The organism is Nocardioides soli, from assembly GCF_014191495.1.
GTDB classification, from domain to species: domain Bacteria; phylum Actinomycetota; class Actinomycetes; order Propionibacteriales; family Nocardioidaceae; genus Nocardioides; species Nocardioides soli.
Genome location: NZ_JACHWR010000014.1, coordinates 1 through 22829, shown reverse-complemented (window position 1 = coordinate 22829; position 22829 = coordinate 1). Strand labels below are relative to the sequence as shown.

Annotated in this window: 22 protein-coding genes and 7 pseudogenes; 11 read left to right on the top strand and 18 right to left on the bottom strand. The window is 72.3% G+C overall.

Translation table 11 applies throughout. From position 1 onward, the window contains the following. The 10 genes and pseudogenes from FHU40_RS27040 to FHU40_RS29925 all read right to left on the bottom strand — a co-directional run. A pseudogene (locus tag FHU40_RS27040) lies at positions 1-687 on the bottom strand (hypothetical protein); the annotation flags it as partial. Beyond that, complete coding sequence (locus tag FHU40_RS27890; RefSeq protein WP_221200358.1) at positions 687-1409, bottom strand: hypothetical protein; 723 nt, start codon at positions 1407-1409, stop codon at positions 687-689. The pseudogene FHU40_RS27040 and the gene FHU40_RS27890, both read right to left, overlap by 1 nt. A gap of 360 nt (positions 1410-1769) precedes the next feature. Beyond that, positions 1770-1940: a hypothetical protein gene (locus FHU40_RS27885; protein ID WP_221200357.1), complete on the bottom strand. Its 171-nt coding sequence runs from the start codon at positions 1938-1940 to the stop codon at positions 1770-1772. 103 nt (positions 1941-2043) lie between these two features. After that, positions 2044-2280: pseudogene (locus FHU40_RS29950) on the bottom strand (hypothetical protein); the annotation flags it as partial. Beyond that, positions 2196-2570: pseudogene (locus tag FHU40_RS29945) on the bottom strand (ATP-binding protein); the annotation flags it as partial. The pseudogenes FHU40_RS29950 and FHU40_RS29945, both read right to left, overlap by 85 nt. A gap of 25 nt (positions 2571-2595) precedes the next feature. Then, positions 2596-2874, bottom strand: a pseudogene (locus FHU40_RS29940) (ATP-binding protein); the annotation flags it as partial. Between the two features lie 359 nt (positions 2875-3233). Next, the gene (locus FHU40_RS29935) at positions 3234-3383 is read right to left on the bottom strand and encodes a biotin carboxylase N-terminal domain-containing protein (RefSeq protein ID WP_183595600.1); all 150 of its coding nucleotides are present in this window, start codon (positions 3381-3383) and stop codon (positions 3234-3236) included. After that, positions 3380-3598 (bottom strand): acetyl-CoA carboxylase biotin carboxyl carrier protein, encoded by a 219-nt coding sequence (locus FHU40_RS27010; RefSeq protein ID WP_221200356.1) that lies wholly within the window; start codon positions 3596-3598, stop codon positions 3380-3382. The genes FHU40_RS29935 and FHU40_RS27010 overlap by 4 nt, the downstream gene beginning before the upstream one ends. Positions 3599-3937: 339 nt before the next feature. Further along, on the bottom strand, positions 3938-4195 hold the full coding sequence (locus FHU40_RS29930) for an IclR family transcriptional regulator domain-containing protein (RefSeq protein ID WP_425490239.1): 258 nt from the start codon (positions 4193-4195) through the stop codon (positions 3938-3940). 106 nt (positions 4196-4301) lie between these two features. Continuing rightward, a pseudogene (locus FHU40_RS29925) lies at positions 4302-4700 on the bottom strand (IclR family transcriptional regulator); the annotation flags it as partial. A gap of 101 nt (positions 4701-4801) precedes the next feature. Between FHU40_RS29925 and FHU40_RS27870 the strand changes: the two are divergent. Both FHU40_RS27870 and FHU40_RS27865 read left to right on the top strand, forming a co-directional pair. Next, a complete protein-coding gene (locus FHU40_RS27870) occupies positions 4802-5125 on the top strand; it encodes a helix-turn-helix domain-containing protein (protein ID WP_221200355.1) in 324 nt (107 codons plus the stop codon). Beyond that, positions 5050-5544: an IclR family transcriptional regulator gene (locus tag FHU40_RS27865; RefSeq protein ID WP_425490240.1), complete on the top strand. Its 495-nt coding sequence runs from the start codon at positions 5050-5052 to the stop codon at positions 5542-5544. The genes FHU40_RS27870 and FHU40_RS27865 overlap by 76 nt, the downstream gene beginning before the upstream one ends. A gap of 10 nt (positions 5545-5554) precedes the next feature. On the opposite strand, the gene FHU40_RS29240 is transcribed toward FHU40_RS27865, so the two are convergent. After that, the gene (locus FHU40_RS29240; protein WP_281374896.1) at positions 5555-5677 is read right to left on the bottom strand and encodes a hypothetical protein; all 123 of its coding nucleotides are present in this window, start codon (positions 5675-5677) and stop codon (positions 5555-5557) included. Positions 5678-5775: 98 nt separating this feature from the next. Here FHU40_RS29240 and FHU40_RS27860 point away from each other — a divergent pair, with 98 nt between their 5' ends. Beyond that, the gene (locus FHU40_RS27860; protein WP_221200353.1) at positions 5776-5997 is read left to right on the top strand and encodes a hypothetical protein; all 222 of its coding nucleotides are present in this window, start codon (positions 5776-5778) and stop codon (positions 5995-5997) included. A gap of 26 nt (positions 5998-6023) precedes the next feature. Here FHU40_RS27860 and FHU40_RS29920 read toward each other — a convergent pair. Then, a pseudogene (locus tag FHU40_RS29920) lies at positions 6024-6302 on the bottom strand (TetR/AcrR family transcriptional regulator); the annotation flags it as partial. 57 nt (positions 6303-6359) lie between these two features. On the opposite strand from FHU40_RS29920, the gene FHU40_RS26990 reads away from it, so the two are divergent. The 3 genes from FHU40_RS26990 to FHU40_RS26980 are packed head-to-tail and all read left to right on the top strand — an operon-like array spanning position 6360 to position 9753. Then, positions 6360-7928: a bifunctional 3-(3-hydroxy-phenyl)propionate/3-hydroxycinnamic acid hydroxylase gene (locus FHU40_RS26990; protein ID WP_183595598.1), complete on the top strand. Its 1569-nt coding sequence runs from the start codon at positions 6360-6362 to the stop codon at positions 7926-7928. Positions 7929-7963: 35 nt separating this feature from the next. Further along, complete coding sequence (locus FHU40_RS26985; RefSeq protein WP_183595597.1) at positions 7964-8908, top strand: VOC family protein; 945 nt, start codon at positions 7964-7966, stop codon at positions 8906-8908. Beyond that, entirely contained in the window at positions 8905-9753 is an 849-nt protein-coding gene (locus tag FHU40_RS26980; RefSeq protein WP_183595596.1) for an alpha/beta fold hydrolase, read from the top strand. The genes FHU40_RS26985 and FHU40_RS26980 overlap by 4 nt, the downstream gene beginning before the upstream one ends. Positions 9754-9835: 82 nt before the next feature. Here FHU40_RS26980 and FHU40_RS26975 read toward each other — a convergent pair whose 3' ends face one another. Next, the gene (locus FHU40_RS26975; RefSeq protein WP_183595595.1) at positions 9836-10234 is read right to left on the bottom strand and encodes a DUF7144 family membrane protein; all 399 of its coding nucleotides are present in this window, start codon (positions 10232-10234) and stop codon (positions 9836-9838) included. A 174-nt stretch (positions 10235-10408) separates the two neighbouring features. On the opposite strand from FHU40_RS26975, the gene FHU40_RS26970 reads away from it, so the two are divergent. Beyond that, positions 10409-12688 (top strand): SpoIIE family protein phosphatase, encoded by a 2280-nt coding sequence (locus tag FHU40_RS26970; protein WP_183595594.1) that lies wholly within the window; start codon positions 10409-10411, stop codon positions 12686-12688. A 19-nt stretch (positions 12689-12707) separates the two neighbouring features. Then, complete coding sequence (locus tag FHU40_RS26965; RefSeq protein ID WP_343058078.1) at positions 12708-13622, top strand: formylglycine-generating enzyme family protein; 915 nt, start codon at positions 12708-12710, stop codon at positions 13620-13622. A 468-nt stretch (positions 13623-14090) separates the two neighbouring features. Here the strand turns inward: FHU40_RS26965 and istB are convergent, their stop codons facing one another. The 5 genes from istB to FHU40_RS28705 all read right to left on the bottom strand — a co-directional run bounded on the left by istB (position 14091) and on the right by FHU40_RS28705 (position 21591). Further along, positions 14091-14885: an IS21-like element helper ATPase IstB gene (gene istB, locus FHU40_RS26960; RefSeq protein ID WP_183591811.1), complete on the bottom strand. Its 795-nt coding sequence runs from the start codon at positions 14883-14885 to the stop codon at positions 14091-14093. Beyond that, a complete protein-coding gene (gene istA / locus FHU40_RS26955; protein WP_064075337.1) occupies positions 14882-16426 on the bottom strand; it encodes an IS21 family transposase in 1545 nt (514 codons plus the stop codon). Before istA ends, istB begins: the two co-directional genes overlap by 4 nt. 484 nt (positions 16427-16910) lie before the next feature. Continuing rightward, on the bottom strand, positions 16911-18272 hold the full coding sequence (locus tag FHU40_RS26950; protein ID WP_183595543.1) for a hypothetical protein: 1362 nt from the start codon (positions 18270-18272) through the stop codon (positions 16911-16913). 18 nt (positions 18273-18290) lie between these two features. Then, entirely contained in the window at positions 18291-18881 is a 591-nt protein-coding gene (locus FHU40_RS26945) for an HdeD family acid-resistance protein (RefSeq protein ID WP_183595542.1), read from the bottom strand. Between the two features lie 109 nt (positions 18882-18990). After that, positions 18991-21591, bottom strand: a complete 2601-nt coding sequence (locus tag FHU40_RS28705; protein WP_246391603.1) for a LuxR C-terminal-related transcriptional regulator — start codon at positions 21589-21591, stop codon at positions 18991-18993. A 242-nt stretch (positions 21592-21833) separates the two neighbouring features. On the opposite strand from FHU40_RS28705, the gene FHU40_RS26935 reads away from it, so the two are divergent. From FHU40_RS26935 to FHU40_RS27850, 3 genes and pseudogenes are all read left to right on the top strand, one after another. Beyond that, a complete protein-coding gene (locus FHU40_RS26935; protein WP_183595541.1) occupies positions 21834-22034 on the top strand; it encodes a hypothetical protein in 201 nt (66 codons plus the stop codon). A 137-nt stretch (positions 22035-22171) separates the two neighbouring features. After that, positions 22172-22597 carry a DUF6325 family protein gene (locus tag FHU40_RS26930; RefSeq protein WP_183595540.1) on the top strand — a complete coding sequence of 142 codons (426 nt, stop codon included), beginning with the start codon at positions 22172-22174 and terminating at the stop codon, positions 22595-22597. Positions 22598-22609: 12 nt separating this feature from the next. Then, positions 22610-22829 (top strand): annotated as a pseudogene (locus FHU40_RS27850) (hypothetical protein); the annotation flags it as partial.

The window sequence follows — 22829 nt, the reverse complement described above, 5'->3', positions numbered from 1 at the left end:
CTGGTTCTGGGACACGTAGAGCGGCGCGCCGGCCTCGATGGCGAGGCAGGCCGCGTTGAGCGCGGCGTGCGTGTAGCTGGGCGCGGCGCCGACCAGCACGGCCGCGCACTCGCCCGGGTCGCGCAGGCCGTCGGCCTCGACCACCTCGAGGCCGCGCTCGCGCAGCGGCACGGTGATGCCCGGCCCGCCGACCGCGACCACCCGACCGCCCGGGTGGGCGGCGGCGATGTGGTCGGCGCCGGCGCTGCCCGCGGTGACGAAGTCCTCGTCGGCGACGGGCAGGCCGATCTCGCGCAGGTGCTCGGCGTACGCCGCGGGCGGGAGCTCCGAGGCGTTGGTGCAGACCACGACCCGGTGTCCGCGCTCGGCGAGCCCGGTGAGCAGCTCGGCCGCGCCCGGGATCGGCGTACCGCCCGTGCCGCCGGCGCGCGAGGTGCGGACCAGGCAGCCGTCGACGTCGAGGATCCAGCCCTCGACCCCGGTGAGCCGGGACAGGCCGGTCACGACGCCGCTCCCTGGTCGGCGGGGGACGTCGCGGGTGAGCGTGAGCGAGGTGCCGTCCTGGGTGAGGTCGATCGTGGTCCGGCCCGGGCGGGCGCCGGCCATCCCGGCGAGCGCGGTCGCGAGGGTGCTGGCCCGGCCGGTGCCCCGGGCGGCGATCATCGCGTCGACCTGGTTGGCCGGCATCACCGCACGGAGCAGCAGCTCCTCGTCGCTGAGGGTGTGGCCGAACCGCCGGCGCAGGTCCTCGATCGTGATGTCCTGGTCCGGCGCCGTGCGTGGCGCGGCGAGGTCGCCATCGCGCGGTCCATCAGGTCCTGGGTCGACCGGCCCGGGCAGCGGACCGAAGTCGCCGCGGAGCAGGTCGACGACCCTCGTCGGAGAGCTGCCGGTACGCGCTCGCCGCCGATCACGTTCAGCGTCGCCTGGGTGACGATGTACTGCGCGAACGGGGTCATCACGATCGGCCAGCCGAGGTCCTCGCGGACCTGCACGACTTCCTCGATCACCGCGTCGAAGAGGTCGGCCTTGCCGATCTCCGCGAGCTGGCGCCGGGTGGTCGACTGCACGCCGCCGGGGATGGTGTGGCGGTAGTACTCCTCGTCGTACTCGTTGGGGGTGCCGATCGGCAGGCCCTTGATGCGCGCCTGCCGCATGAGGTACGCCGACGCGTCGGCCATCGCCTCGACGTCCACGTGGGTCCGGTAGCCGCGCGCGTGCAGGTTCTTGACCAGTCGCGGGCCCGGCGGGTGCGAGCCGCCGTTGGCCAGCGGGGGGAGCGCGCAGTGGATCGTGTCGACGCCGACGTCCGCGGCGGCGAGCACCGTGAGCGGCGAGATGCCGGTCGTGGTGTGGCTGTGGATCTCGTCGACCCGGAGCCGGTCGAGCCGCGCCTGCAGGGTGGGCACCAGGTGCGAGACCCGCTCGGGGGTGAGCAGGCCGGCCGGGTCCTTGAGGTAGGACCGAGTCGATCTCCGGGCAGTCGTCGAGCTCGGCGCACCTTGTCGGCGAAGTAGTCGTCGGTGTGCACCGGGCTGGTCGTGTAGCAGACCCCCCGCCCACGACCTCCTCGAAGCCGACCCGCTTGGCGAGCGCGGCGGTGCGCTTCGCGCCGTCCATGTCGTGCATCGGGTCGATCAACCCAGAGGCCGCGTCACGCCGTTGCGGGCGAGCAGTCGGAAGGGCGAGCTCGAAGATCGCGTCGGGGGTGCGGTAGAAGGTGATGAACCGCTTGCCGGTGGTGAGGAAGCCGAGCTGGGTGTTCGGCATCAGGTCGCGCGCCGTGCGCAGGCCGCTCCCAGGGGTCCTCGCGGTGGTAGCGGACGGCTGGTCGCGAGCATCGTGCTCGACGCGATCTCGACGGTGCGGTAGCCGACCCGGTCGAGCAGCGGCGCGACGCCGCGGACCATCCGGGTGTGGGACGCCGGTGGCGCCCCCACAGCGACTGGTTGCCGTCGCGCAGCGAGACGTCGACGAGCTGGACGTTCCTTCATGCGGTGAACTCCTGATCGGTGACGATACGGCTCCAGCCCAGTGGGTCGTGACCGACCCGTCCTGGAACTCGGGGTTGGGCGAGGATCCGCCGGTGCAGCTCGCGCGAGGGGCGAGCCCCTCGATCTCGAAGCGGTCGAGCGCCTCGCGCATCGTGGCGATCGCCGCGGGCCGGTCGGGGCCCCACGCGATCAGCTTGGCCATCAGCGCGTCGTAGTACGGCGGGAACCGGTAGCCCTCGTAGACGTGCGTGTCGAGCCGGAGCCCGCGGCGACCGGCGGCCGCCAGCGGGTGACCGGGCCGGGGGAGGGGCCAGGCCGCGGGCCGGGTCCTGGGCAGTGCTCCGGCACTCGACCGCGTGGCCCTCCAGCCGGATGTCCTCCTGGCGCAGGGTGAGCTCCCTCGCCGAGCGCCACCAGCAGCTGCTCGCGGACCAGGTCGACGCCGGTGACCGCCTCGGTGACCGGGTGCTCGACCTGGAGCCGCGGGTTGACCTCGAGGAAGCTCACCTGGCGGCGCTGGACGTCGTACAGGAACTCGACGGTGCCGAGCCCGACGTACTGCAGGGAGGAGGCCGATGCGCAGCGCGCTGTCGTGCAGCAGCTCGCGGGTGGCCTGGTCGATCGCCGCGCAGGGCGCCTCCTCGACCACCTTCTGGTAGCGGTACTGCACCGAGCACTCGCGCTCGCCGAGGTGGAGGTAGTGGCCGTGCCGGTCGCCGAGCACCTGCACCTCGATGTGCTTGGCGTCGGTGACGTAGCGCTCCAGGAAGACGGTCCCCGTCGCCGAAGAGGGCGCTCGCCTCGGAGGGAGGCCGACCCGCCAGGCGTTTCGAGCAGCTCGGCGCAGGCCGTGCACGAGCTTCATGCCGCGCCCACTCACCGCCGAAAGGCTGGCCGTTGACCAGGATCGGGTAGCGATCTCGGCCGCCAGCGCGTCGATCTCGGCCTCCGGTCTCGGCGGTGCCGCCGTGGAGCGACGGGTACTACCGGCCGAGCGACCTCGGCGAGCCGCGGGCCTTGAGCTTGTCGCCGAGCGCGTCGAGCGCCTCGGGCGACGGGACGACGCAGGGGATGCCGTTCTCCCGCGCACGCACAACAGACGGGCCAGCTCGGGCCGCTCGGAGAGGAAGCCGTAGGCGGGGTGAAGCGCCGTGCATCCGGTCGGCCGATCGCGGCGTGCACGCCGGCAGGGAACAGTCAAGCAGGTAGCTGTCGGTGGAGCGCGCCCCCGCCGAGCGTTCAGCACCCGGCCGGCGCGCCTGGCCGCGAGGGTGTCGCGGTCGGCCGCCGTAGACGCCGAGGGACCGTCTCGAAGCCGAGCCGGTCGCAGGCCTCGATGATCCGGACCGCGATCTCGCCGCGGTTGGCGACGAAGACGCGATGGGTCACGGCACGACCCGGAGCACGAACAGCGGCTGACCGGCCTCGACCAGCTGGCCGTCCTCGACCAGGACCCGGGTGACCTCGCCCTCGGCGCCGGCCTGGATCGAGCTCATCAGCTTCATCACCTCGACGATGCCGACCGTCGTGTCCGCGCCGACCTTGGTGCCGACCTCGACGAACGGCGGCTCGCCGGGCTTGGGTGCCCGGTAGAAGGTGCCCAAGCATCGGGGTGGTCACGTGCACCTCGTCGGCGCCGAGCTCGGAGGACGCCGGGCCGGGCTGGACCTCCTGCACCACCGGGGCCGCGACGGGGACCGGTTACCGGAGAGGGCGCGGGCGCCGCGGGCGTCGTACCGCCGTCGTCGATCGGCACGCCCCGGCTCACCACCAGGCTGAAGTCACCCTGCTGGATCCGGAGCTGGGTGAAGTCGGCGTCGGCCAGCAGCTCCATGACGGCTGCCAGCTCCTCCAGGTCGAGGCCCATGGGCGATCTCCTCCCGTGTGTTGGCTGTCACAAGGAGTATTCGCCTCTCGGCAACGAGCGATCTACACCATTCTGTCTAGCAGAAACCTCCCGCGGTGCTCAGCGCACCGGACGGGCCGCGGGTGCGGCGCCGAGCCGGCTTCCGGTCAGCGCCGCGGCCCTCGCCCAGCGCGTCGAGGTAGCCGGTGACCTGGCGGCGGTCGAAGCGTGCCGAGGGCACGGCGAGGGTGAGCGCGGCCACCGGCTGCCCGCTCGGGTCCGTCACGACGACGCCGATGCCGCTGACGGCGTCCTCGGTCTCGTCCTGGTTGACGCCGTAGCCGCAGCGGCGCACTCCTTGGAGGTGCCGGCGCAGGTCGCCGGTGGTGGTGATGGAAGCGGTCGGCCACAGCGGGAGGGCCCTGGGCGTAGAGCTGGTCGAACGCGGGCCCGTCGAGCCGGGCGAGCAGCGCCTTCCCGCCCGCCGAGCAGTGTGCCGGGATGCGGTCGCCGATCCGGACCGCGACCCGCAGCGGCCGGGTGCTCTCGACCCCGTCGAGGAACTGGATGTCGGTGCCGCGCCGGATCATCAGCTGGCTGCTCTCGTCGGTGCGGTCGTGCAGCAGCTCGAGCGCGGGACGGGCCGCCACCGTGAGCTCCTCGGGGGTGAACGCCTCGTCCTCGCCGCTCAGTGCCGGGCCGGCGCGGTAGCCACGGTCGTCGACCTGCCGGGCGAACTCGCGGTAGCGGAGGGCGTTGAGCAGCCGGTGCGCGGTGGACGGCGCGACACCCAGCATCTCGGCGGCGGCCTTGACCGTCAGCGTCCGCCCGTCGCGCAGCGCCTCGATCAGCTGGAGGGCACGGTCGACGGACTCCAGTGGTGGGCGGCCGTCGTCACGCATGGCGGGATCTTCGCACGACAGGGCGCCTTCTGCCGCTGAGAGCAATAGGATCTTCTGCTGTGAAGAACCGCCCGTCGTACGCCATCGAGTCGGTGGACAACGCGCTGCTGCTCGCGCAGCTGCTCCTGCTCGAGGGTCCGATGCGGGTGACCGACGCAGCCGCGCGCCTCGGGGTGTCGCCCTCGACGGCCCACCGGCTGCTGGCGATGCTGGTCTACCGCGACTTCGCGGAGCAGGACGCGGACAAGCGCTACCGGCCCGGGCGGCTGCTGCACGGGTCGCCTCGACCGCCGTCCCGCTCTCGACGCTGCGGCAGACCGCCCGGCCGCACCTGCAGCGCCTGGTCGACCGCACCGACGAGTCGGCGAACCTGGTGGTGCTGACCGGCTCGGAGGCGCGGTTCGTGCTCACCGTCGAGTGCGACCAGCTGCTGCGCGTGGGCGACCGGACCGGCAAGTCGCTGCCGGCGCACGTCAGCAGCGGCGGCAAGGCGATGCTCTCGGTGCTGGACGACGACGCGCTCGGCGAGGCGCTGGCCGACCTCGAGCCGGCCGAGCGTGCTCGGGTACGCCGCGCCCTGCGCGCGGTGCGGCAGAACGGCTTCGCGATCAACAACGAGCTGACCGAGGCGGGCCTGACGGCGATCGGCGTCCCGGTCAGCTGGGCCGACGGGATGACCGCCGGCATCTCGCTCGCGATGCCGACCGCGCGCTTCTCGCGGGATCGGGTGTCCGGCTGGGTCCAGGAGCTGCACGGCTGTGCCCGGGCGATCGAGAAGGCGCTGAGCGCCGCGACCGCCTGAGGCTGAGCGCCTACGCGGTGCCGTCGGGCTCGGCGCACCGGGCCTCGCCGAGCGCCACGATCGCCTCGGCGAGCAGCTCCATCTGGGCGGTCAGGTCGCGCCGCGGGTCGGCCTGCTGGGGCGACGAAGGCACCGTCGAAGCCGGCGATGCCGAAGTAGTCGAGCCCGTCGGCGACCCGCCGCGCGACGTCGTCGCCGCGCGGGGCGAAGGCGGTGGCGATCATGTGGTGCATGTACGCGCGGCCGTCGCGGCGTACCTGCTCGATCATGGCGTCCACCTCGGCCTCCGCGGCCTCGGCGCTCATCACCAGGATCAGGTGCAGCCGCAGGAAGTCCGAGCGGGCCAGGAAGACCTCGGCGGTGCGCACCAGGAACCAGCGCATCCGCTCGCCCGGGGTCGCCCCCTCGGGGCCGCCGGCGTGGGCCGAGCGCATCGCCTCGAAGAAGTCGTAGGCGCCGCGCGACATCACCGCCGTGAGCAGGCCGCTCTTGGAGTGGAAGTGGTGGTAGATCGCGCTCTTCGGCAGCCCGCTCTCCTGGCTGAGCACCGACAGCGAGGTCGCGGCGTACCCGCGCTCGGCCATCACCCGCGAGGCGATCTCGAGGATCTCCTCGCGGGAGCGGCGTCCACGCCGGTTCGTGGTCCGCTGGCTCGTCACCCGCGAAGCATAGGTGTGCTCCCGGGCGCGGATCGCCGAGCCTTTTCTGCACACCGGAATCTCATTGTCCTCCGGATGCCGCCGTGTGACCGTGGTCATGCACTATTGGAACGATCGGTCCAAACCTTGGCCGAGCACGAGCCACCGGGAGCCGGGATGACGCAGGTTGCAGGGCAGGGCGCAGGGGTCGGGTACGACGCCGACGTCGCGGTGGTCGGGTACGGCCCGACGGGGGTGACCGCGGCGCTCACGCTGGCCCACCGGGGGGTGTCGGTCCTGGCGTTCGAGCGCGACCGCGACATCTACCCGCGGGCGCGTGCGGTCACGATCAACGACTGGACGATGCGGATCTTCCAGTCGCTCGGCATCGACGAGCGGATCACCCGGGTGATCGAGCCGCAGCGCGCCCTGCGCTGGGTGACCTACGACGGCGCGGAGCTGATGCGCGTCGAGCACCCGCCGTCGACGCTCGGCGTGAAGCCGCGCTTCTACAACATCTACCAGCCGGTGATGGAGCAGGAGCTCCGCGACTGCGCCGCCGAGTACGGCGACCTCCTGCGGGTCGAGTACGGCGCCGAGGTGGTCGGCCTCGAGCAGGACGCCGACGGCGTGGTCGTCACCGCGACCGACCTCGCGACGGGGGAGACCCGACGGGCCCGGGTGCGCTACGTCATCGGCGCCGACGGCGGCAGCAGCCGCGTCCGCGGGGCGATCGACTGCGACCTGACCGGCGACACGCTCGACGTCCAGTGGATCGTCATCGACTGCAAGGTGAAGCGCTGGTGGCCCGACCGCGACTTCCTCACCTTCTGGTCCGACCGCGAGCGCCCGGTCGTCGACATCGCGCTCTCGGCGGGCAACCACCGCTGGGAGATCCCGCTCAAGCCGGGCGAGACCGAGGACGACTTCGCCAGTCCGGCCCAGGTCTGGCCGCTCCTGGCGGCGATGGGCGTCACCGAGGACGACGTCGAGATCCACCAGTGGGCGTTCTACCGGCACCACACCCGGATGGCCGACACCTGGCGCGACGGCCGGGTCTTCCTGGCCGGCGACGCCGCGCACCTGATGCCGCCGTGGGCCGGTGCGGGCATGCAGACCGGCATCCGCGACGTCCACAACCTCGGTTGGAAGCTGGCCCGGGTGCTCCGCGGCGAGCTCGACGACGCGTGGCTCGACACCTACGAGGCCGAGCGCCGGCCCAACGCCGCCTTCTACACCGGCCTCGCCGTCCAGCTCGGCCGAGTCATCAAGCAGGAGGCGACGCCGGAGGAGATCGCGGCGATGAACACCGTGCCGGAGGGCCTGGTCACGCCGTTCGAGCCGCCGCTGATCGCGCCGCCGGTGCTCGACGGCGGCTGGCTGCGCGGCCCGGTCGGCGACGCCAGCGTGGTGGGCCGGATGCTGCCGCAGCCCATCGTCGGCGACACGACCGGCCGGATGACCCGCCTCGACGACCTGCTCGGCGACGGCTTCGTGCTGCTCGGTGCGGACGTCGACCCGGCCACGCTGCTGAGCGCGGAGGAGAAGGCGGCGTGGGACGCGCTCGGTGCGCGCTACGTCGCGGTGCGACCGAAGACGTCCTACACGCAGGGTGCCGACGACCTCGTCGACCTCGACGAGGTGCTGCTGCCCTGGCTCGCCCGCTACGGCGCCCGCGCGGTCGCCGTGCGCCCCGACCGGTTCGTCGCCGCGGCGGACGGCTCCGGCCTCGCCGTACCTGCCTGACCACCCCAGAACCCCGTAACCCAAGGAGAAACGTGATGAGTGGAGTCAAGGAGCTCGCGTACGTCGTGTACGAGGTCACCGACCTCGCCGCGTGGGAGCACTTCGGCACGGCGCTGCTGGGCATGCAGCTCGCCGACAAGGACGCCGACGGACTGTCGCTGCGGATGGATGCGAAGCCGTACCGCTGGCGGGTCGAGCGCGGCACCGCCGACGATCTGGTGGTCAGCGGCTACGAGGTCGCCGGTGCGGCCGAGCTCGACGAGCTGGTCGCTCGGTTGACCGCGGCCGGTGCCGAGGTGGCCGAGGGCGGCGCCGCGCTCGCGGCGGCGCGCCGCGTCGACCGCGTGGTCACCACCGTCGACCCGATGGGCAACCGGATCGAGCTCGTCACCGGGTTCGCCGACGCGGAGACGCCGTTCGCGTCCGACCTGCTGCTGGGCGAGTTCGTCACCGGCGCCGGTGGCGCCGGCCACCAGGTGCTGCTGTCGAAGGGCGTCTCGCGGGAGGCGTACCTGGCGTTCTACGAGGGCGTCCTCGGCTTCCGGATCTCCGACATCATCGTCGAGGAGCTGGCGCCGGGCATCGTCGCGGACCTGATCTTCCTGCACTGCAACCCGCGCCACCACTCGGTCGCGTTCGGGGACATGCCGCACCCCAAGAAGACCCACCACTTCATGGTCGAGGTCACCGACATGCGCGACGTGGGCATGGCGTGGGACCGCTGCCTGAAGGCCGGTCAGCCGTTCGAGATGACGCTCGGCATGCACCCGAACGACAACATGTTCAGCTTCTACGTCACGACGCCGTCCGGCTTCGCGGTCGAGTACGGCTGGGGCGGGCTCCTCATCGACGACGCCACGTGGGAGGTCAAGACCCTCGACCGGCTCAACAACTGGGGTCACCACCCGATGCAGGCAGAGCTCGGCTGGCTGCAGGCCGCGATCGCCAACGACCCGGCCCGAGAGGACGCGCACCGATGACGCTGTTGGAGAGCGACGTCGCGAAGGACGTCACCACCGCCGACTTCACCATCCACTACAACGAGGCGGGCCCCGCCGACGGCCCGCCGGTCCTCCTGATCCACGGCGGTGGCCCCGGCGCCACCGGCTGGAGCAACTACAGCCCGAACATCGGGTTCCTGGCCGACGCCGGCTTCCGGGTCATCGCACCCGACCTGCCGGGTTGGGGCGGATCCTCCGAGGTCGACTTCCTCGACTACGAGCCGCTCGACGCGCTGTGCCAGCTGATGGACGCGCTGGGCATCGAGCGGGCGGCGTTCGTCGGCAACTCGATGGGGGGACACACCTCGATCCGGATGTCGATCGAACGCCCGGAGCGGGTCACCCACCTGATCACCATGGGGGCGCCGCTGCAGCTCAAGCCGTTCCTGTTCGGGCCGACCGGACCCGGCGAGGGCATCAAGATCATGTACCAGGGCTACACCGACTACAGCCCGGAGGCGATGCGCCGCCTGGTCGAGATCATGGTCTTCGACGTGGAGCGGTTCGCGACGCCGGAGCTCTGCCGCCAGCGCTCCGACGCGGCCGCCCGGCGCCCGGAGCACCTGGCCAACGTCGCGAAGGCCGGCATCCGTGGCCCGATCCCGACCTGGGCGGACCTTGACCGCCTCTCCGAGATCGCCGTACCGACGCTGCTGATCCACGGCCGCGACGACCGCGTGGTCACCTTCGAGGGCACCCTGTTCGCGGCCGCCCGCATCCCCGACTCGCGCGCGCACATCATCAACCGGTGCGGCCACTGGGCGCAGCTGGAGCACGCCGACGAGTTCAACCGGCTCGTCGCCGACTTCGTCACCCACCACTGACCCCGACATGCGTCGAGACCCGTGAGATGGCTCCCGGAATCCCTCCGGGGGAGCCATCTCACGGGTCTCGACAGGACCCGAGCTAGTGCCGGCGGGTGCCCAGCATCGTGCTGAGTGCCCAGATGACGGCGATGTCGAAGGCGATGATGAGGATCGCCCAGAAGGGGTAGTACGGCAGCCAGACGAAGTTCATCAGCGCCGAGAGGATCGCGAGCACGATGCCGGCGACCAGCGCCCAGCCCTGGCCGGCGAGGATCGCGCCACCGACGATCGCGACGATGATGCCCAGGACGATGTGGATCCAGCCCCAGGTGGTGAGGTCGAACTCGAAGACGTAGTTGGTGGTCCGGACGAACACGTCGTCCTTGGCGGCGGCGGCGACTCCCTCCAGGAACTGGAAGAGGCCGACGGTCAGCAGTGCGGCGCCCGCGAAGATGCCGATGCCCTCGGCCCAGGCGCTCTCGGTTTTCGACGCAGTCATGCTTCGAGTGTGGCGGCCCGCGCTGGTCCTGGACTCACCCGGACCGGGTGAGTCCGCAAGTGTGCGGAGGCGCGGCGACGCTCCGGGCGGAACTCATCCGGATGGATGGCCCGCTCGGGGGCCGACTGGTCCAGACTGGTCGTTCCGCCCCCACCAGCACAACCGGAGCCGCTCGTGTCCGAGTCCCTTGCGCCGCACACGCCGGCGTACGGCGAGGTCGACCTCACCACGTGTGACCGCGAGCCGATCCACGTCCCGGGTGCGATCCAGCCCCACGGCGTGCTGCTCGCCCTCGACGAGCAGCTGCGCGTGGTGGTGGTGGCGGGCAACTGCGACGCGCTGCTGGGCGTCCGCGCCGAGGTGGCGATCGGCGCGCCGCTCGAGTCGCTCCTCGGCCCGCTCCTGGCCGCCGACCTCGCCGAGCGGATCGCGGCGGAGGCGACGACCGAGCCGCTCGTGGTGCGGTTGGACGAGCTCCCACCCCGGGCCGGGCTCGCCGGCCGGCAGGTCGACGTCCGCCACCACCGCTCCGGGGCGCGGTGGATCGTGGAGATCGAGCCGGTCAGCGGCGTGGGTGCGACGCGCCTGACCTACCAGTCGACGCGCGGGGCGATGGCCCGACTGGCGCAGGCGACGTCGGTGCGCGACCTGGCCGGTCAGCTGGCGACGGAGATCCGCGGGCTGCTCGGCTTCGACCGGGTGATGGTCTACCGCTTCGACGAGGACTGGAACGGCGAGGTCGTCGCGGAGGAGCGGCGCGACGATCTCAACCCCTTCCTCGGGCTCCACTACCCCGCGACCGACATCCCGGCCCAGGCGCGGCGCCTCTACACGATCAACTGGACCCGGCTGATCGTCGACGTCGGCTACACCCCGGTGCCGCTGCAGCCGGTCCTCGACCCGGCCACCGAGGCCCCGCTGGACCTCTCCCACGCGAGCCTGCGCAGCGTCTCGCCGATCCACGTCGAGTACCTGTCGAACATGGGCGTGCGGGCGTCCATGTCGATCTCGCTCGTGGTCGACGGGGTGCTCTGGGGCCTGGTCGCCTGCCACCACTACTCGGGACCGCACCGGCCCAGCCACGACGCCCGGGCGGCCGCGGAGTTCCTCGGCCAGGTGGCCAGCCAGCTGGCGGCCGACCGGGAGCGCGCCGACGTGCGCGAGCGCAAGCTCGCCGCCCAGACCGTGCTCGCCCGGATGACCGGGCGCATCTCCGCCGACCCGGCGTCGCCGCTGGTCAGCCTGATGGCGGACCCCGAGCTGCTCACCCTGGTGCAGGCCACGGGGGCGGTGCTGTCCTACGACGGGGTGGTCACCCGGCGCGGCGAGGTGGACCTCGACGACGACGACCTCCAGCTCATCGCGTCGACGCTGGAGGATCCGCTGACCTACGCGACCTGCACCGACCGGCTCACGACGCTGCTGCCCGAGCTGGCCGGCCGCACCAGCGCCGCGGGGGTGCTGCGGGTCGGGTCGGCCTCCGACCGGTTCCTGCTCTGGTTCCGGCCCGAGCAGGAGCGGGTCGTCGACTGGGGCGGCGACCCGACCAACAAGCAGCTCGCTGCGGCCGAGGGGCCGGACGTACGGCTCAGCCCGCGCCGGTCGTTCGAGAAGTGGCGCGAGGTCGTGCGGGGGCGCAGCCTGCCCTGGGCGGAGTGGAAGCTCGAGGCGGCCGACGCGCTCGGCAAGCACCTGATCGGGCTGCTGCTGACCCGCTCGAAGGAGCAGATCGCGATGGCCGAGTCGCTCCAGCGCAGCGTGGTGCTCGACCGGCCACCGCCGGTCACCGGGCTCGACGTGGTCGCCCACTACCGGCCCGCGTCGACCTTCCAGCTCGGCGGCGACTGGTGGGACGTGTTCGAGCTCGACGACGGCAGCGTGGCCTTCGTGGTCGGCGACGTCGCCGGCCACGGCGTCTCCGCGGCGTCGGCGATGACGCAGCTGCGCACCGCGCTGCGCGCCTACCTGGTCGAGGGCCACTCGCCGGCGGGCGCGCTGGACCGCCTGGACCACCTGATGGCCAACCTGCTCGACCAGCGCGTCGCGACCGCGATCGTCGGCATCGTCGACCCGGGCCGCACCCGGATCAGCCTGGCCAACGCCGGCCACCCGGAGCCGGTGCTGATCGGCCCGGACGGCGCGCGCGACCTCGGCGTACCCCTCCGGCCGCTGCTCGGCGTCGGTGCCGGCGAGGCCGCGACGGTCGACGTGCCGCTCGAGCCCGGGGCGGCGCTGCTGCTCTACACCGACGGGCTCGTCGAACGGCGCGGGACCGACCTGCGCGAGCGCACCGAGCGGCTCCGATCGCTGGCCGCGGACACCTACGGCGGCTCCGACTTCCAGCTCTGGCTCGACCGGCTGCTCGGCCTGCACGACGGCGGCGACGACGACACGACGCTGCTCGCGCTGCGGCTCGCGCCCGCGGCGTCCGGCGGCGACGCCCCCGCCCGCTGACGTCTGCTAGACAGGAGACGTGACCACAGCGGTGAGCGACATGGTGCTCGTGCCGGGAGGGCCGACCACGCTCGGCAACGACCACTTCTACGCCGAGGAGCGCCCGCTGCGCGGGGTGACGGTCGACGACGTCTGGTTCGACGTGCACCCGGTGACGAACGCCGAGTTCGCGCGCTTCGTCGCGGACACCGGCCACGTGACGGTCGCGGAGGTCGCTCCCGACCCGGCCGACTTCCCCGGTGCCGACCCCGCCCTGCTGGTGCCGGGATCGCAGGTGTTCACCCAGACCGCCGGCCCCGTCCACCTGGGCAACTGGACCCAGTGGTGGCGCTGGCAGCCGGACGCGTCCTGGCGCGCTCCCCAGGGACCGGGCAGCACCTGGGAGGACGTCCCCGACCACCCCGTGGTGCACGTCGGCTGGGAGGACGCATCGGCGTACGCCCGCTGGGCCGGCAAGGAGCTGCCGACCGAGGCGGAGTTCGAGCACGCCGCCCGCGGCGGCCTGGTCGGTCGCGACTTCGCGTGGGGCGACGAGCTGATGCCGGGGGGCGCGCGGCTGGCGAACACCTGGCAGGGCCCCTTCCCCTGGCGCAGCGACGACCCCGAGGGCCACCACCGCACCTCGCCGGTGGGCAGCTACGCCGCCAACGGCTACGGGCTGCGCGACATGATCGGCAACGTCTGGGAGTGGACGTCGACCCGGTGGACCGAGAACCACGCGAGCACCGGCGAGACCGTGGGCGCCGCGGCGACCGCCAGCCCCTGCTGCGGCGGCACGCTGCGGCTCGCCGAGACCGACCGGTTCGTCACCAAGGGTGGCTCGCACCTGTGCTCGCCCGACTACTGCCAGCGCTATCGCCCGGCGGCGCGCCAGGGACACGGGGTCAAGGACACCACCTCCCACGTCGGCTTCCGGTGCGTACGCCGCGCCTGAGTCCGCAGCGCCCCGCACGGTGGTTGAGGTGTGAGGGCCGCCAGGCCCGAGCCTTGGAACCACCTGGTCGGCGTCTGGCCCGGGCGTGTTCGGGTGGGTGGTTTCGAGACGGTTGCTAGCGCAACCTCCTCAACCACCGAAGCCGGTGGTTGAGGTGTGAGGGCCGTCAGGCCCGAGCCTCGAGACCACCTGGTCGGCGTCTGGCCCGGGCGTGTTCGGGTGGGTGGTTTCGAGACGGTTGCTAGCGCAACCTCCTCAACCATCGAAGCCGGTGGTTGAGGTGGGAGGGCCGCCAGGCCCGAGCCTCGAGACCACCTGGTCGGCGTCTGGCCCGGGCGTGTTTGTCAAGGGACAGTAGGAACTGCCCAGGGGCGGTCGTGAGACCTGCCCGCTGACGGTCACGAGAACTGCCCGGTGGTGGCCATGGGATCTGCCCAGTGGGCTTGCGGCCACCACCGACCAGAGCACTCAGCTCAAGGGACTCACCCCTCGGCCGGCGAGTGCCTGGGTAAGTCGCACGGAGTCTCCGCTGGTCTGGCACACGTGGGCGTGGTGCAGTAGCCGGTCGACGGTGGCGGTCGCCAGCGTCTTGGGCATCAGCTCGTCGAACCCGGACGGGTGCAGGTTCGAGCTGATCGCGACCGACCGCTTCTCGTAGGCGGCGTCGACGAGCCGGTAGAGCCCCTCGGCGGCATCCTGGGCGACCGGCAACAGGCCGATGTCGTCGACGACAACGAGATCGGCGCGCAGCACACGGGCGATGGCCTTGGACACCGTGTCGTCGGCACGATGGCGGCGCAGCAGGACCCCGAGGTCTTCCAGGGTGAACCAGGCGACCTTCAACCCGGCCTCGACGGCTTGGTGACCGAGTGCCTCCAGTAGGAACGTCTTCCCGGTCCCCGACGGCCCGCACACGACGAGGTTTTCCCGACGGTGGACCCATTCCAGGGTGCGGAGTGCCTGCTGGGTCGGTGCCGGGATCGAGGATGCCTCGGGCTGCCACGCATCGAACGTCTTCCCGGTCGGGAACCCCGCAGCCGCCCTGCGGGTGGCCAGTGCGGAGCGTTCCCTTCCGGCGACCTCCTCGGCGAACAGAGCCTTGAGCACCTCGGCGGGCTCCCAGCGTTGGGCCTTCGCGGTCGCGACGACCTCCGGTGCGTGGCGACGGATGTGGGGCAGCCGAAGCCGCCGCAAGAGGTCCTCCAACTCGGCCGGCAACGGCGGCGCGGACGCCATCGATGGTGTGGTGGTCTTGGTCGTCATCGGGTCACCTCGTTCCCCTCGCGGCTGTCGTGCTGGCTGTCGTGCTGGCCGAGACGTGCCCATCCGGCGGTGCCCTGGGTCAGCGACCGTTCTTCGCCGGCACGGTGCTCGCCAACAGCGGGTTGCCGGGCGTGGTGGTCGAGGATCGAGGACAGATCGGCCTCGGCGAACCGGCCGTGGACGGCGGCGTGGCCGAGTGCCCAGTCGACCTCGACGGGGTCGAACAGCTTGGCCAGGCTGAGGGCTTCGGCCATCTTGACCCTCATCCGCGGCGTGCCCGCCGCAGCGGCCTCGACCAGCCACAGGCGGGCGCCCTCGCCCAGGTCGAGGAACTCGGCTTCCGCTGGGTTCTTCGCTCGCGGCTGCCGGTTCAACGGACCTTCCGGCTGCGGTGGGAAGTGCTCGTCGTTGATCCTCGGCGTGCCCGGCGTCGCGCGCGCGTGGCGGGCGACCTCGGCGGGTCCGTCCTCGCCGACGTGAACGATGACGACCTCCTCGCCGTCGCCGAGTCCTTGGGCACGAACCCACACCGTGGCGCCGAGCAGGGTGTGTGGCACCGAGTACTGGCCGGACTCGAACATCACCATCGGCGTGTTGCCCGGCACTACCCGGGTGGTGCCGAACGCGACTGTGTGCGGCTGTGTCGGGACCGGGTGTAGCCGTGTCCGCTCTTCGGCCAACATCTCGACCGGTGGCCGCTTCGTGGTCCGGTGAGCCCGGGTGTTGACCTTCTGACAGAACGCCTCACACGCCTCCTCGAGCTCGCTAAACGACGCGTACTCCTCACGCAGGTTGGTGTCCTTGGGCACCAGGTCGGCCTTGCTGATCTTCACCGACGACTCGGTGCCGCCCTTGGACGCCGGATCCGCCGGCACACAGGTGTGGACCACGACCGAGTAGTGCTCGGCGAAGGTGACGAGCTGTCCGTTGCGGACCGGGATCCCGGCGATGTGCTCGGTCGTGACGGTCTTCTCGTTGTCGGTCAGCACGTAGGTCGGCACCCCACCCAACCGGCGGAAGGTCTGGTCCAGCGCGGCGAACACGGACGGCATGGTCTTATCGCGCAGCGCGATCACGACCCGGAACCGCGACCACGCCAGCCACGCCACGAACAGAACCGTCTTGACGCCGTCGACGACAGGTCCGTCGCCGTAGTCGTACTGCAGCCACATCCCCGGCTCGGTGACCCAGGGCCGGTGGACCCGCACATGTCCTGACCGGTATGACTTCTTCACCGATGCGACCGCACGACGGGTGGTGCGCTCCGAACCCTTGTAGCCCATCGCGAGCAGCTTCTCGTGCGCTCTGTCGGCACGGACCTTGCCCTTGGACCGCTCGACCCACTCCTCGACCTTGGGCAGGTACTCATCGATCAACTGCGGCCGAGTCACGGCCTTGTCCAGCTCACCCCCGGCAGCACGGCGGTCCACGTAGTGCTTGACCGTGTGGTGCGAGCATCCGGCCAGCTCGCCGGCATCACGCAACGACCCTGTCAGGTCGTAGGCATCCAGGATTTCCATGATCTCCTCGGCAGACTTCAAGTTGTCCCTCCTCAGGGCGACGGGCGCTTCAGCACCGCCGATCGCACCTGAGGAGGGGCCTCAACCGTCGGAGCCGGTGAGGCAGACGACGTCGTGTCGGGCAGATCCCATGACCGCCACCGGGCAGGTTTCATGTCCGCCAGCGGGCAGTTTCGTGGCCGTCTCCGGGCAGAATTTCATGGCCGCCGACACGTGTTCGGGTGGGTGGTTTCGAGACGGTTGCTAGCGCAACCTCCTCAACCACCGAAGCCGGTGGTTGAGGTGTGAAGGCGCGCTGGCGCCTGAGCCTTGGAACCACCTGGCGGGCGTCTGGCCCGGGCGTGTTCGGGTGGGTGGTTTCGAGACGGTTGCTAGCGCAACCTCCTCAACCACCGAAGCCGGTGGTTGAGGTGTGAAGGCGCGCTGGCGCCTGAGCCTCGAAACCACCTGGCCCAGGTGGGAGGCGGGTGGTGGTGTGACACCCGATCCGCCCCCGACCGATCCCTCAGGAAGGAGTGGGCGGTGCCGGGGGCGCGGCCGTGCCGTCGCCGGCCGGAGCGGGCGGCCGGGACAGCAGCTCGACCAGCAGCAGGATGATCGCGGCGACGACGAGCAGTCCGATCGCGAAGCCTCCCGTCGGATGGTCGCGCAGCACGTAGATCAGCAGCGCGCCACCGAGGACGGCGATCCGGATCGGCGTCTTGTAGGTGTGCAGGGCGATGCCGAAGCGGCCGGTGTCGAGGCCGACCCGGTCGCCGCCCTGCCGCACGGCGCCGATCGCGCGCGACGTACCCCGGCGCAACGCGGCGGGAGCGCCCTCGGGTCCGGTGAGCCAGGCGATGAAGGCGACGGCCAGCGCGACCACGAGGAGCGCGCGGAGGCTGAGCCGGATGAAGTGCACCAGCGTGTCGTAGATCGCGGCGGCCGCCTCGGTCGGCAGCTGGTCGGTCGGCACCGCGTTGAGATAGATCTCGCGCGAGAGGTTGAGTGCGGCGCCGAGCAGCAGCATCGACAGCGCGAGCGCGAGCGCGCCGGCGACCAGGGTGCGTCGGCGGGAGCGGCCGACCGCGACCGCCCCGGCCAGGCAGAGCAGGGCGATGATCGGCAGCCAGGTGTTGATCGCGCCGAGCAGCCGGAACGCCGTCTGCGCCTTGGTGATGTCGTCGGACTGGAAGATCGTGAACTGCGCGTTGATCGTGGGCAGCTGACCGGCCAGCGCGAACCCGCGGTCGACCAGGCGCTGCTTCACGGTGTCGATCAGGGTCGCGAGGTTGATGCTCACCGCGTTGTTGGTGATCTGGACCTGGTCGGTGTCCTTGCCGGTGAGCACCGCGACCAGCTGGGTGTGCGCCTGGCGGTTCGCCTCGACCCAGGCCGTCTCGAACTCGTCGGACTCGACGAGCGAGGTGACCTGCTCCTTGACGAACCCGTCGATCGCGCCGGCGAGCGGGCCGGAGAGCGCCCGGAGGCTGGACTCGGCCAGGGGCGGGAGGCCCCGCGACGCGAGCGCGTCGACGGCCCGGTCGGTCACGGAGTCGATCTGGAGCCGGGTCACGATCTCGTTGGTGATCCGGTCGATCACCGCGGCCTGCACCGCGGGATCGCTGGCGAGCGGCTGGACCGTCTCGACGTAGCGGTCGGTGTCGGAGACCGTGTCGTGCGCCCACCGTGCGACCACCGAGAGGGGGGCCAGCACGGCCATCAGGATGATCAGCACCGTCGCCACGACCGGCCGCCACCAGCCGGTGCGCCCGTGCCCCTCGACGGGGAGCTCGGCGGTCGGGGGTGGCCCGCCCATCTCGGCGCGCAGCCGCTCGACCTCGGCCCGCAGCTCCTCGACCTCCGACGAGCTCTTCTCCTCCGCCATGGCCCGATCCTCTCAGTCTCAGCGCGCCGGTCGCAGCGACCGGAGCTGGAAGGCCGCGATCAGCGCCAGTACGCCGGCGACCATCAGCCAGATCGCGACCAGGACGATCAGCACCCGCAGGGACAGGTCGGTGTAGACGACCAGGAAGCCGCCGAACAGGATCCCGAGGACGCCGCTGAAGAGCTGCCATCCGCGACCCTCGGGCGGCGGGGCGACGATCGCGCCGAGGATGTCGACGATCCCGACGAAGAGCCAGAAGACGCCGAGGATCATGCCGAGCACGAGCACGCTCTGGAGCGGGTCGCGCAGGATCAGCAGGCCGACGATGAGCGCGACGCCGCCGGTGAGTCCGACGAGGGCGCGCATGCCGTCGCTGCGATGCATCTTGAGCGCGCCGACGATGCGGAAGATGCCGGCGACGATCAGCTGGATGGCCAGCAGCACGGTGAAGACCGTGACCGTGGAGTCCGGCCACACGACGAGCACGATCCCGAGGACGAGCGTCACCACGCCGTACGCCAGGACGAGCCCCCAGTGCTCGGCCAGGCTCGCGAGCCCGGCCGGCACGGCGCGGGGCGAGTCGTACGACGGGTCGGCGCGGTCGCTCATGGAACCTCCCGGTGGCGGATCGGAGAGTTCCACTGTCCCGCGCGGACGGCGCCGGTGCCCTCGCCCAAATCGGGTGGCCTGAAGGGGCCACGCGGACCGTGCCTCGGGGTCAGAGCAGCTGCATCGACCGGGCGGCCGCGAGCGCGGCGCTGCGCCGGTTGACCGAGAGCTTCGCGTAGAGGCTCGACACGTGCGTCTTCACGGTGTTCTCGGAGACGAACAGGTTGGCGGCGATGTCGGCGTACGTCGAGCCGCGCGCCAGCTCGAAGAGCACGTCGCGCTCGCGCGGGCTGAGGGTCGGCCGGATCGCCCCGGCCGGGGCGTCCTCGCGCTCGCGTGGCCGTGGCGTGGACGGGCCGAAGTGGTTGACGATGCCGGAACGGCCCGCGACCGCGCCCTCGACCTCGACCAGCCAGGGGTCGGGATGGGTCTCGGTCAGCCGGCGCATCAGGTCGGCGACGGGGGTGCCGTGCCGGCTCCAGCCGAGGAACGGCACGGCGTTCTGGCGCAGCTGGGTCTCGCGCACGGCCTCGCGGAGATCGCCCAGGGCCCGGTCGTCGTCGCCGAGGCCGTCGAGGAGCTGCGCCCTGGTCACCAGGGCCAGGGCACGCACCGCGGGCTGCTCGACCGCAGGCCCGCGGACGGCCTCGGCGAGGTGCCGGGCGGCGGCGCGGCGATCGCCGGTGAGGTCGGCGCGCAGCCCGTTCACCAGGGCGGCCTCGGCCGTGGCGCCCAGCTCGACCAGCTGCTCCTGGAGCCGCCCGAGCAGGACGACGTCGCCGGAGAGGCTGGCCAGGAACGCGCGCTCGACCAGCAGGGCGACCGCGAGGTGCCCGGGCAGCGGCGGCGTTTCGAGCGGAACCTCGAGCGCGAGCTCCGCGGCCGAGACGGAGCCGTGCGCGAGCTCGAGACGGGAACGGCGGGTGCGGATCCAGAAGCGGGTGGTGAGGTCGGCCGCGTGGCTCCCGAGGTCGTCGGCGTCCAGGTCGAGGTCGCCGCCCCCCAGGGGCAGTCCGCTCAGCCGCGCGAGCTGGAGGGCGAGGCGGGCGCGGCTCACGGAGTACGGCGCCTCCACCTCGCCCTCGGCCACCAGGGTGAGCACCTGCTCGGCGACCTCCGCGGCGGCGCTCTCGCGCCCACGGAGGTACTCGGTGAAGGCCAGGTGGGACAGCGCGATCACCGTCAGCGCCGGGAGGTCGTGGGTGCGGCTGAGCCGGATCGCGTCGGTGAGGTTCGCCTCCGCGGCCACCAGGTCGCCGGTCCAGTTCTGGGTGACGGCGAGCTCGCAGAGCAGGATCGGCGTGGCCGTCGACCCGGCGGCGGCGAGCTCGGGGTCGGCCGCCACCCTTTGGGCGTGCTCCACCGCCGTGGCGATCGGCTCGAGCCCGAGGCGGGCGCGCATCAGCCGGGCACAGGCCCGGTGCAGCACCGCCGCCGAGGTCTCGGGCTGGGGCTCGGAGAGGATCCGCTCCAGCCACTGCGCGGCGGTGTGCACGTCGCCGACCAGCCATCGCTCGAGCGCGACCGCGAACCACGAGCCGGGATTGACCTCGATGGCCGACGGATGGGCGACGGCGAAGTCGTGCAGGGTGTCTCCCTGGCCGCGCAGCAGGAGGCGCGGACCCTCGTCGGCGATCAGCGCCGCGGCGGCCGCGTGCTCGCCGATCGTCTCGAGCCGGTGCAGGGCGTGCTCGGCGACCCCCCGGCCCACGTCGAGCTGCACCGCGCGCACGACGGTCGCCGCCGCCCGCACCACGTCCTCGCCACCCGAGGAGATCTGCCGGCGGACCACCTCCGCGAGCAGCGGGTGGATGACGTAGCGCTCCCCGGTGGCCCCGTCGGCCCCGTCGTCGGACTCGTGCGAGTCGACCCGGGTCACCAGCAGTCCGGTGGCCCCGAGGTCGGCGAGGATGGTGCCGGCCGCGCCGTCGTGCGAGAGGTGCTCGGCGAGCGCGGGCGTGACGACCGGCTCGCTGGCGATGCAGAGCAGCACGTGCCGCTCGTGCGGACGCAACGTCGCGAACACCTCGCTGGCGACCCGGTCGGCGACGGAGGGGCCGACCTCGGCGTACCGCTGGGCGAGCGCGAGCGGGTCGGGGGCCGCCCCGACGGCGCGGGCCGTGAGCACCACGGCGGCGCACCAGCCCTGGGTACGCCGCGCGATCGCGCGGGCGACGTCGGGGGAGTCGGTGCGGGCGTGGGCGGCGACCAGGGCCGCCGACTCGTTCTCGTCGAGGCGCAGCAGGTCACCGCGCAGCATGGTCAGGTGGCCGAGCAGCTCGGGCGCCAGGCGCGTGAACGGCAGGTCCCAGCGCGAGGCCAGCAGCACCCGGAACGACTCGGGGTCGGTGTCGAGCAGCGCGTCGAGCGCCCGGATCGTCGGCATCGGCAGCCGGTGGGCGTCGTCGACCACCACGAGTGCCTGTTGTCCGTTCGCGGCGCGGCGCGCGAGCTGGACCTGCAGCCGCTCGGCGTTCCAGGCGGCGTCGGCGGCGATCCAGGTGGTGTCGCCGGCCCGACCGGTGCGACGCAGCCAGCCCGCCATGCCGAGGGTCTTCCCGGCGCCGCCGGGACCGATCAGCAGGGTCACCGCTGACTCCGTGGCGGCGTCCAACCTGCTCCACAGGCGCAGCCGGGGAACGTAGGCCCGGGGGAGCGACGGCACGCGGCCGATCTGCGCGGTGGGTCCGCGCCGCTCCCTGTTCGACATCGGCTTGGCCATCGTGCGCCCTGTCTGAGCGTGGGTGGTCGCCCCGGAGCGACCCGCCGCTGGACGGGGTCAGTATTGCGTGAAAGCGCTGCCGGCCGCACCAAACGCGGACGGATGGCGTCGACTTTCGGCGGCGCCGCCGCCCGGTGGGTCGCCCTTTTCCGGTGAGGCGGTGGGCGACCCCGGCACCTACCGTCGGAGCAGGGCTGGGGCGGCGTAGGGCAGGGGTGTGACGGGCGACCATGACCAGGATGCTGATCCGCGTGGACGCCGAGTTGACCGACGAGCTCAGCGGGGCGTTTCCGCACCTGATCGCGCGCACCCAGCCGGTGACCACCACGCTCACCGGGGACGTCACCGACCAGCAGGAGCTGCAGGGCGTCCTGAACCTCCTCGACTCGCTGGGGATCTCGGTCGTCGAGGTCGTCACGATCCCGGACTGAGCCGCCGACCCGCTCACCCGAGTCGGGTGACGTCGCGGTGTGCTCGCGCTGCCTAGGGTGGGAGCCGTCGCGCCCGGCTGGGGACGTTGCGACGAGGACGGGCACTGGGAGCACGAGGCGAGGAGTGTGGGGCGGGGATGGAGCACGGTCCGGTCGAGGTGTTGTTCCTGACGTTCCCGGCGGATGCACCGCTGGCGGACGTCGCGAGCGTGCTGCGCAAGCCGGTCGACGACGGCGTGATCCGGCTGGTCGACTGCGTGCTGATGCTGCCCGCCGCGGACGGCACGGTCTCCGTGGTGGACCTCGAGGAGGAGACCGAGCTCCCGCCGGGCCTGGCCGGGCTCGAGATCGACGCCCACGACCTGCTCAACGACCTCGACATCCAGGTGTTCGTCGACTCCCTCGGCGAGGGTGAGCTCGGGATCGCGATCGTCTACGAGGAGGTCTGGGCCAAGCGGACCGTGCACGCGTTGCAGGGGCTGGGGGCCGAGGTCGGGCTGTTCGCGCACGTCCCGGTCGAGGACGTGGAGCTGGCGTTCGCGGCGGCCGCCGCGCAGGACTGAGAGGCGAGGAAGATGATCGGACGACGTGTGGGTCGCCCCGGCCTGGTCGGCACCATGGCGCGCACCGCGGTGATCGCGGGCACCGCGACCGCGACCAGCAACGCGGTCAACCGACGGCAGGCGGCGCGCGCCGAGCAGCGCGCCCAGGCCGAGGCCTACCAGCAGGAGCAGGCGTACGCCGCGCAGGCACCGGCGCCGGCGGCCGCCCGGCCGCCCCGGCCGCCCCGGCCGC

Excerpts from the sequence above, each read along its gene's own strand:
- istB (WP_183591811.1), bottom strand. The coding sequence starts at position 14,885 with ATGACGACCAAGACCACCACACCATCGATGGCGTCCGCGCCGCCGTTG.
- FHU40_RS28705 (WP_246391603.1), bottom strand. The coding sequence starts at position 21,591 with ATGTCGAACAGGGAGCGGCGCGGACCCACCGCGCAGATCGGCCGCGTG.
- FHU40_RS26980 (WP_183595596.1), top strand. The coding sequence starts at position 8,905 with ATGACGCTGTTGGAGAGCGACGTCGCGAAGGACGTCACCACCGCCGAC.
- FHU40_RS26985 (WP_183595597.1), top strand. The coding sequence starts at position 7,964 with ATGAGTGGAGTCAAGGAGCTCGCGTACGTCGTGTACGAGGTCACCGAC.
- FHU40_RS27860 (WP_221200353.1), top strand. The coding sequence starts at position 5,776 with ATGTACGCGCGGCCGTCGCGGCGTACCTGCTCGATCATGGCGTCCACC.
- FHU40_RS26935 (WP_183595541.1), top strand. The coding sequence starts at position 21,834 with ATGACCAGGATGCTGATCCGCGTGGACGCCGAGTTGACCGACGAGCTC.
- FHU40_RS26950 (WP_183595543.1), bottom strand. The coding sequence starts at position 18,272 with ATGGCGGAGGAGAAGAGCTCGTCGGAGGTCGAGGAGCTGCGGGCCGAG.
- FHU40_RS26975 (WP_183595595.1), bottom strand. The coding sequence starts at position 10,234 with ATGACTGCGTCGAAAACCGAGAGCGCCTGGGCCGAGGGCATCGGCATC.
- FHU40_RS26990 (WP_183595598.1), top strand. The coding sequence starts at position 6,360 with ATGACGCAGGTTGCAGGGCAGGGCGCAGGGGTCGGGTACGACGCCGAC.
- FHU40_RS26930 (WP_183595540.1), top strand. The coding sequence starts at position 22,172 with ATGGAGCACGGTCCGGTCGAGGTGTTGTTCCTGACGTTCCCGGCGGAT.
- FHU40_RS26945 (WP_183595542.1), bottom strand. The coding sequence starts at position 18,881 with ATGAGCGACCGCGCCGACCCGTCGTACGACTCGCCCCGCGCCGTGCCG.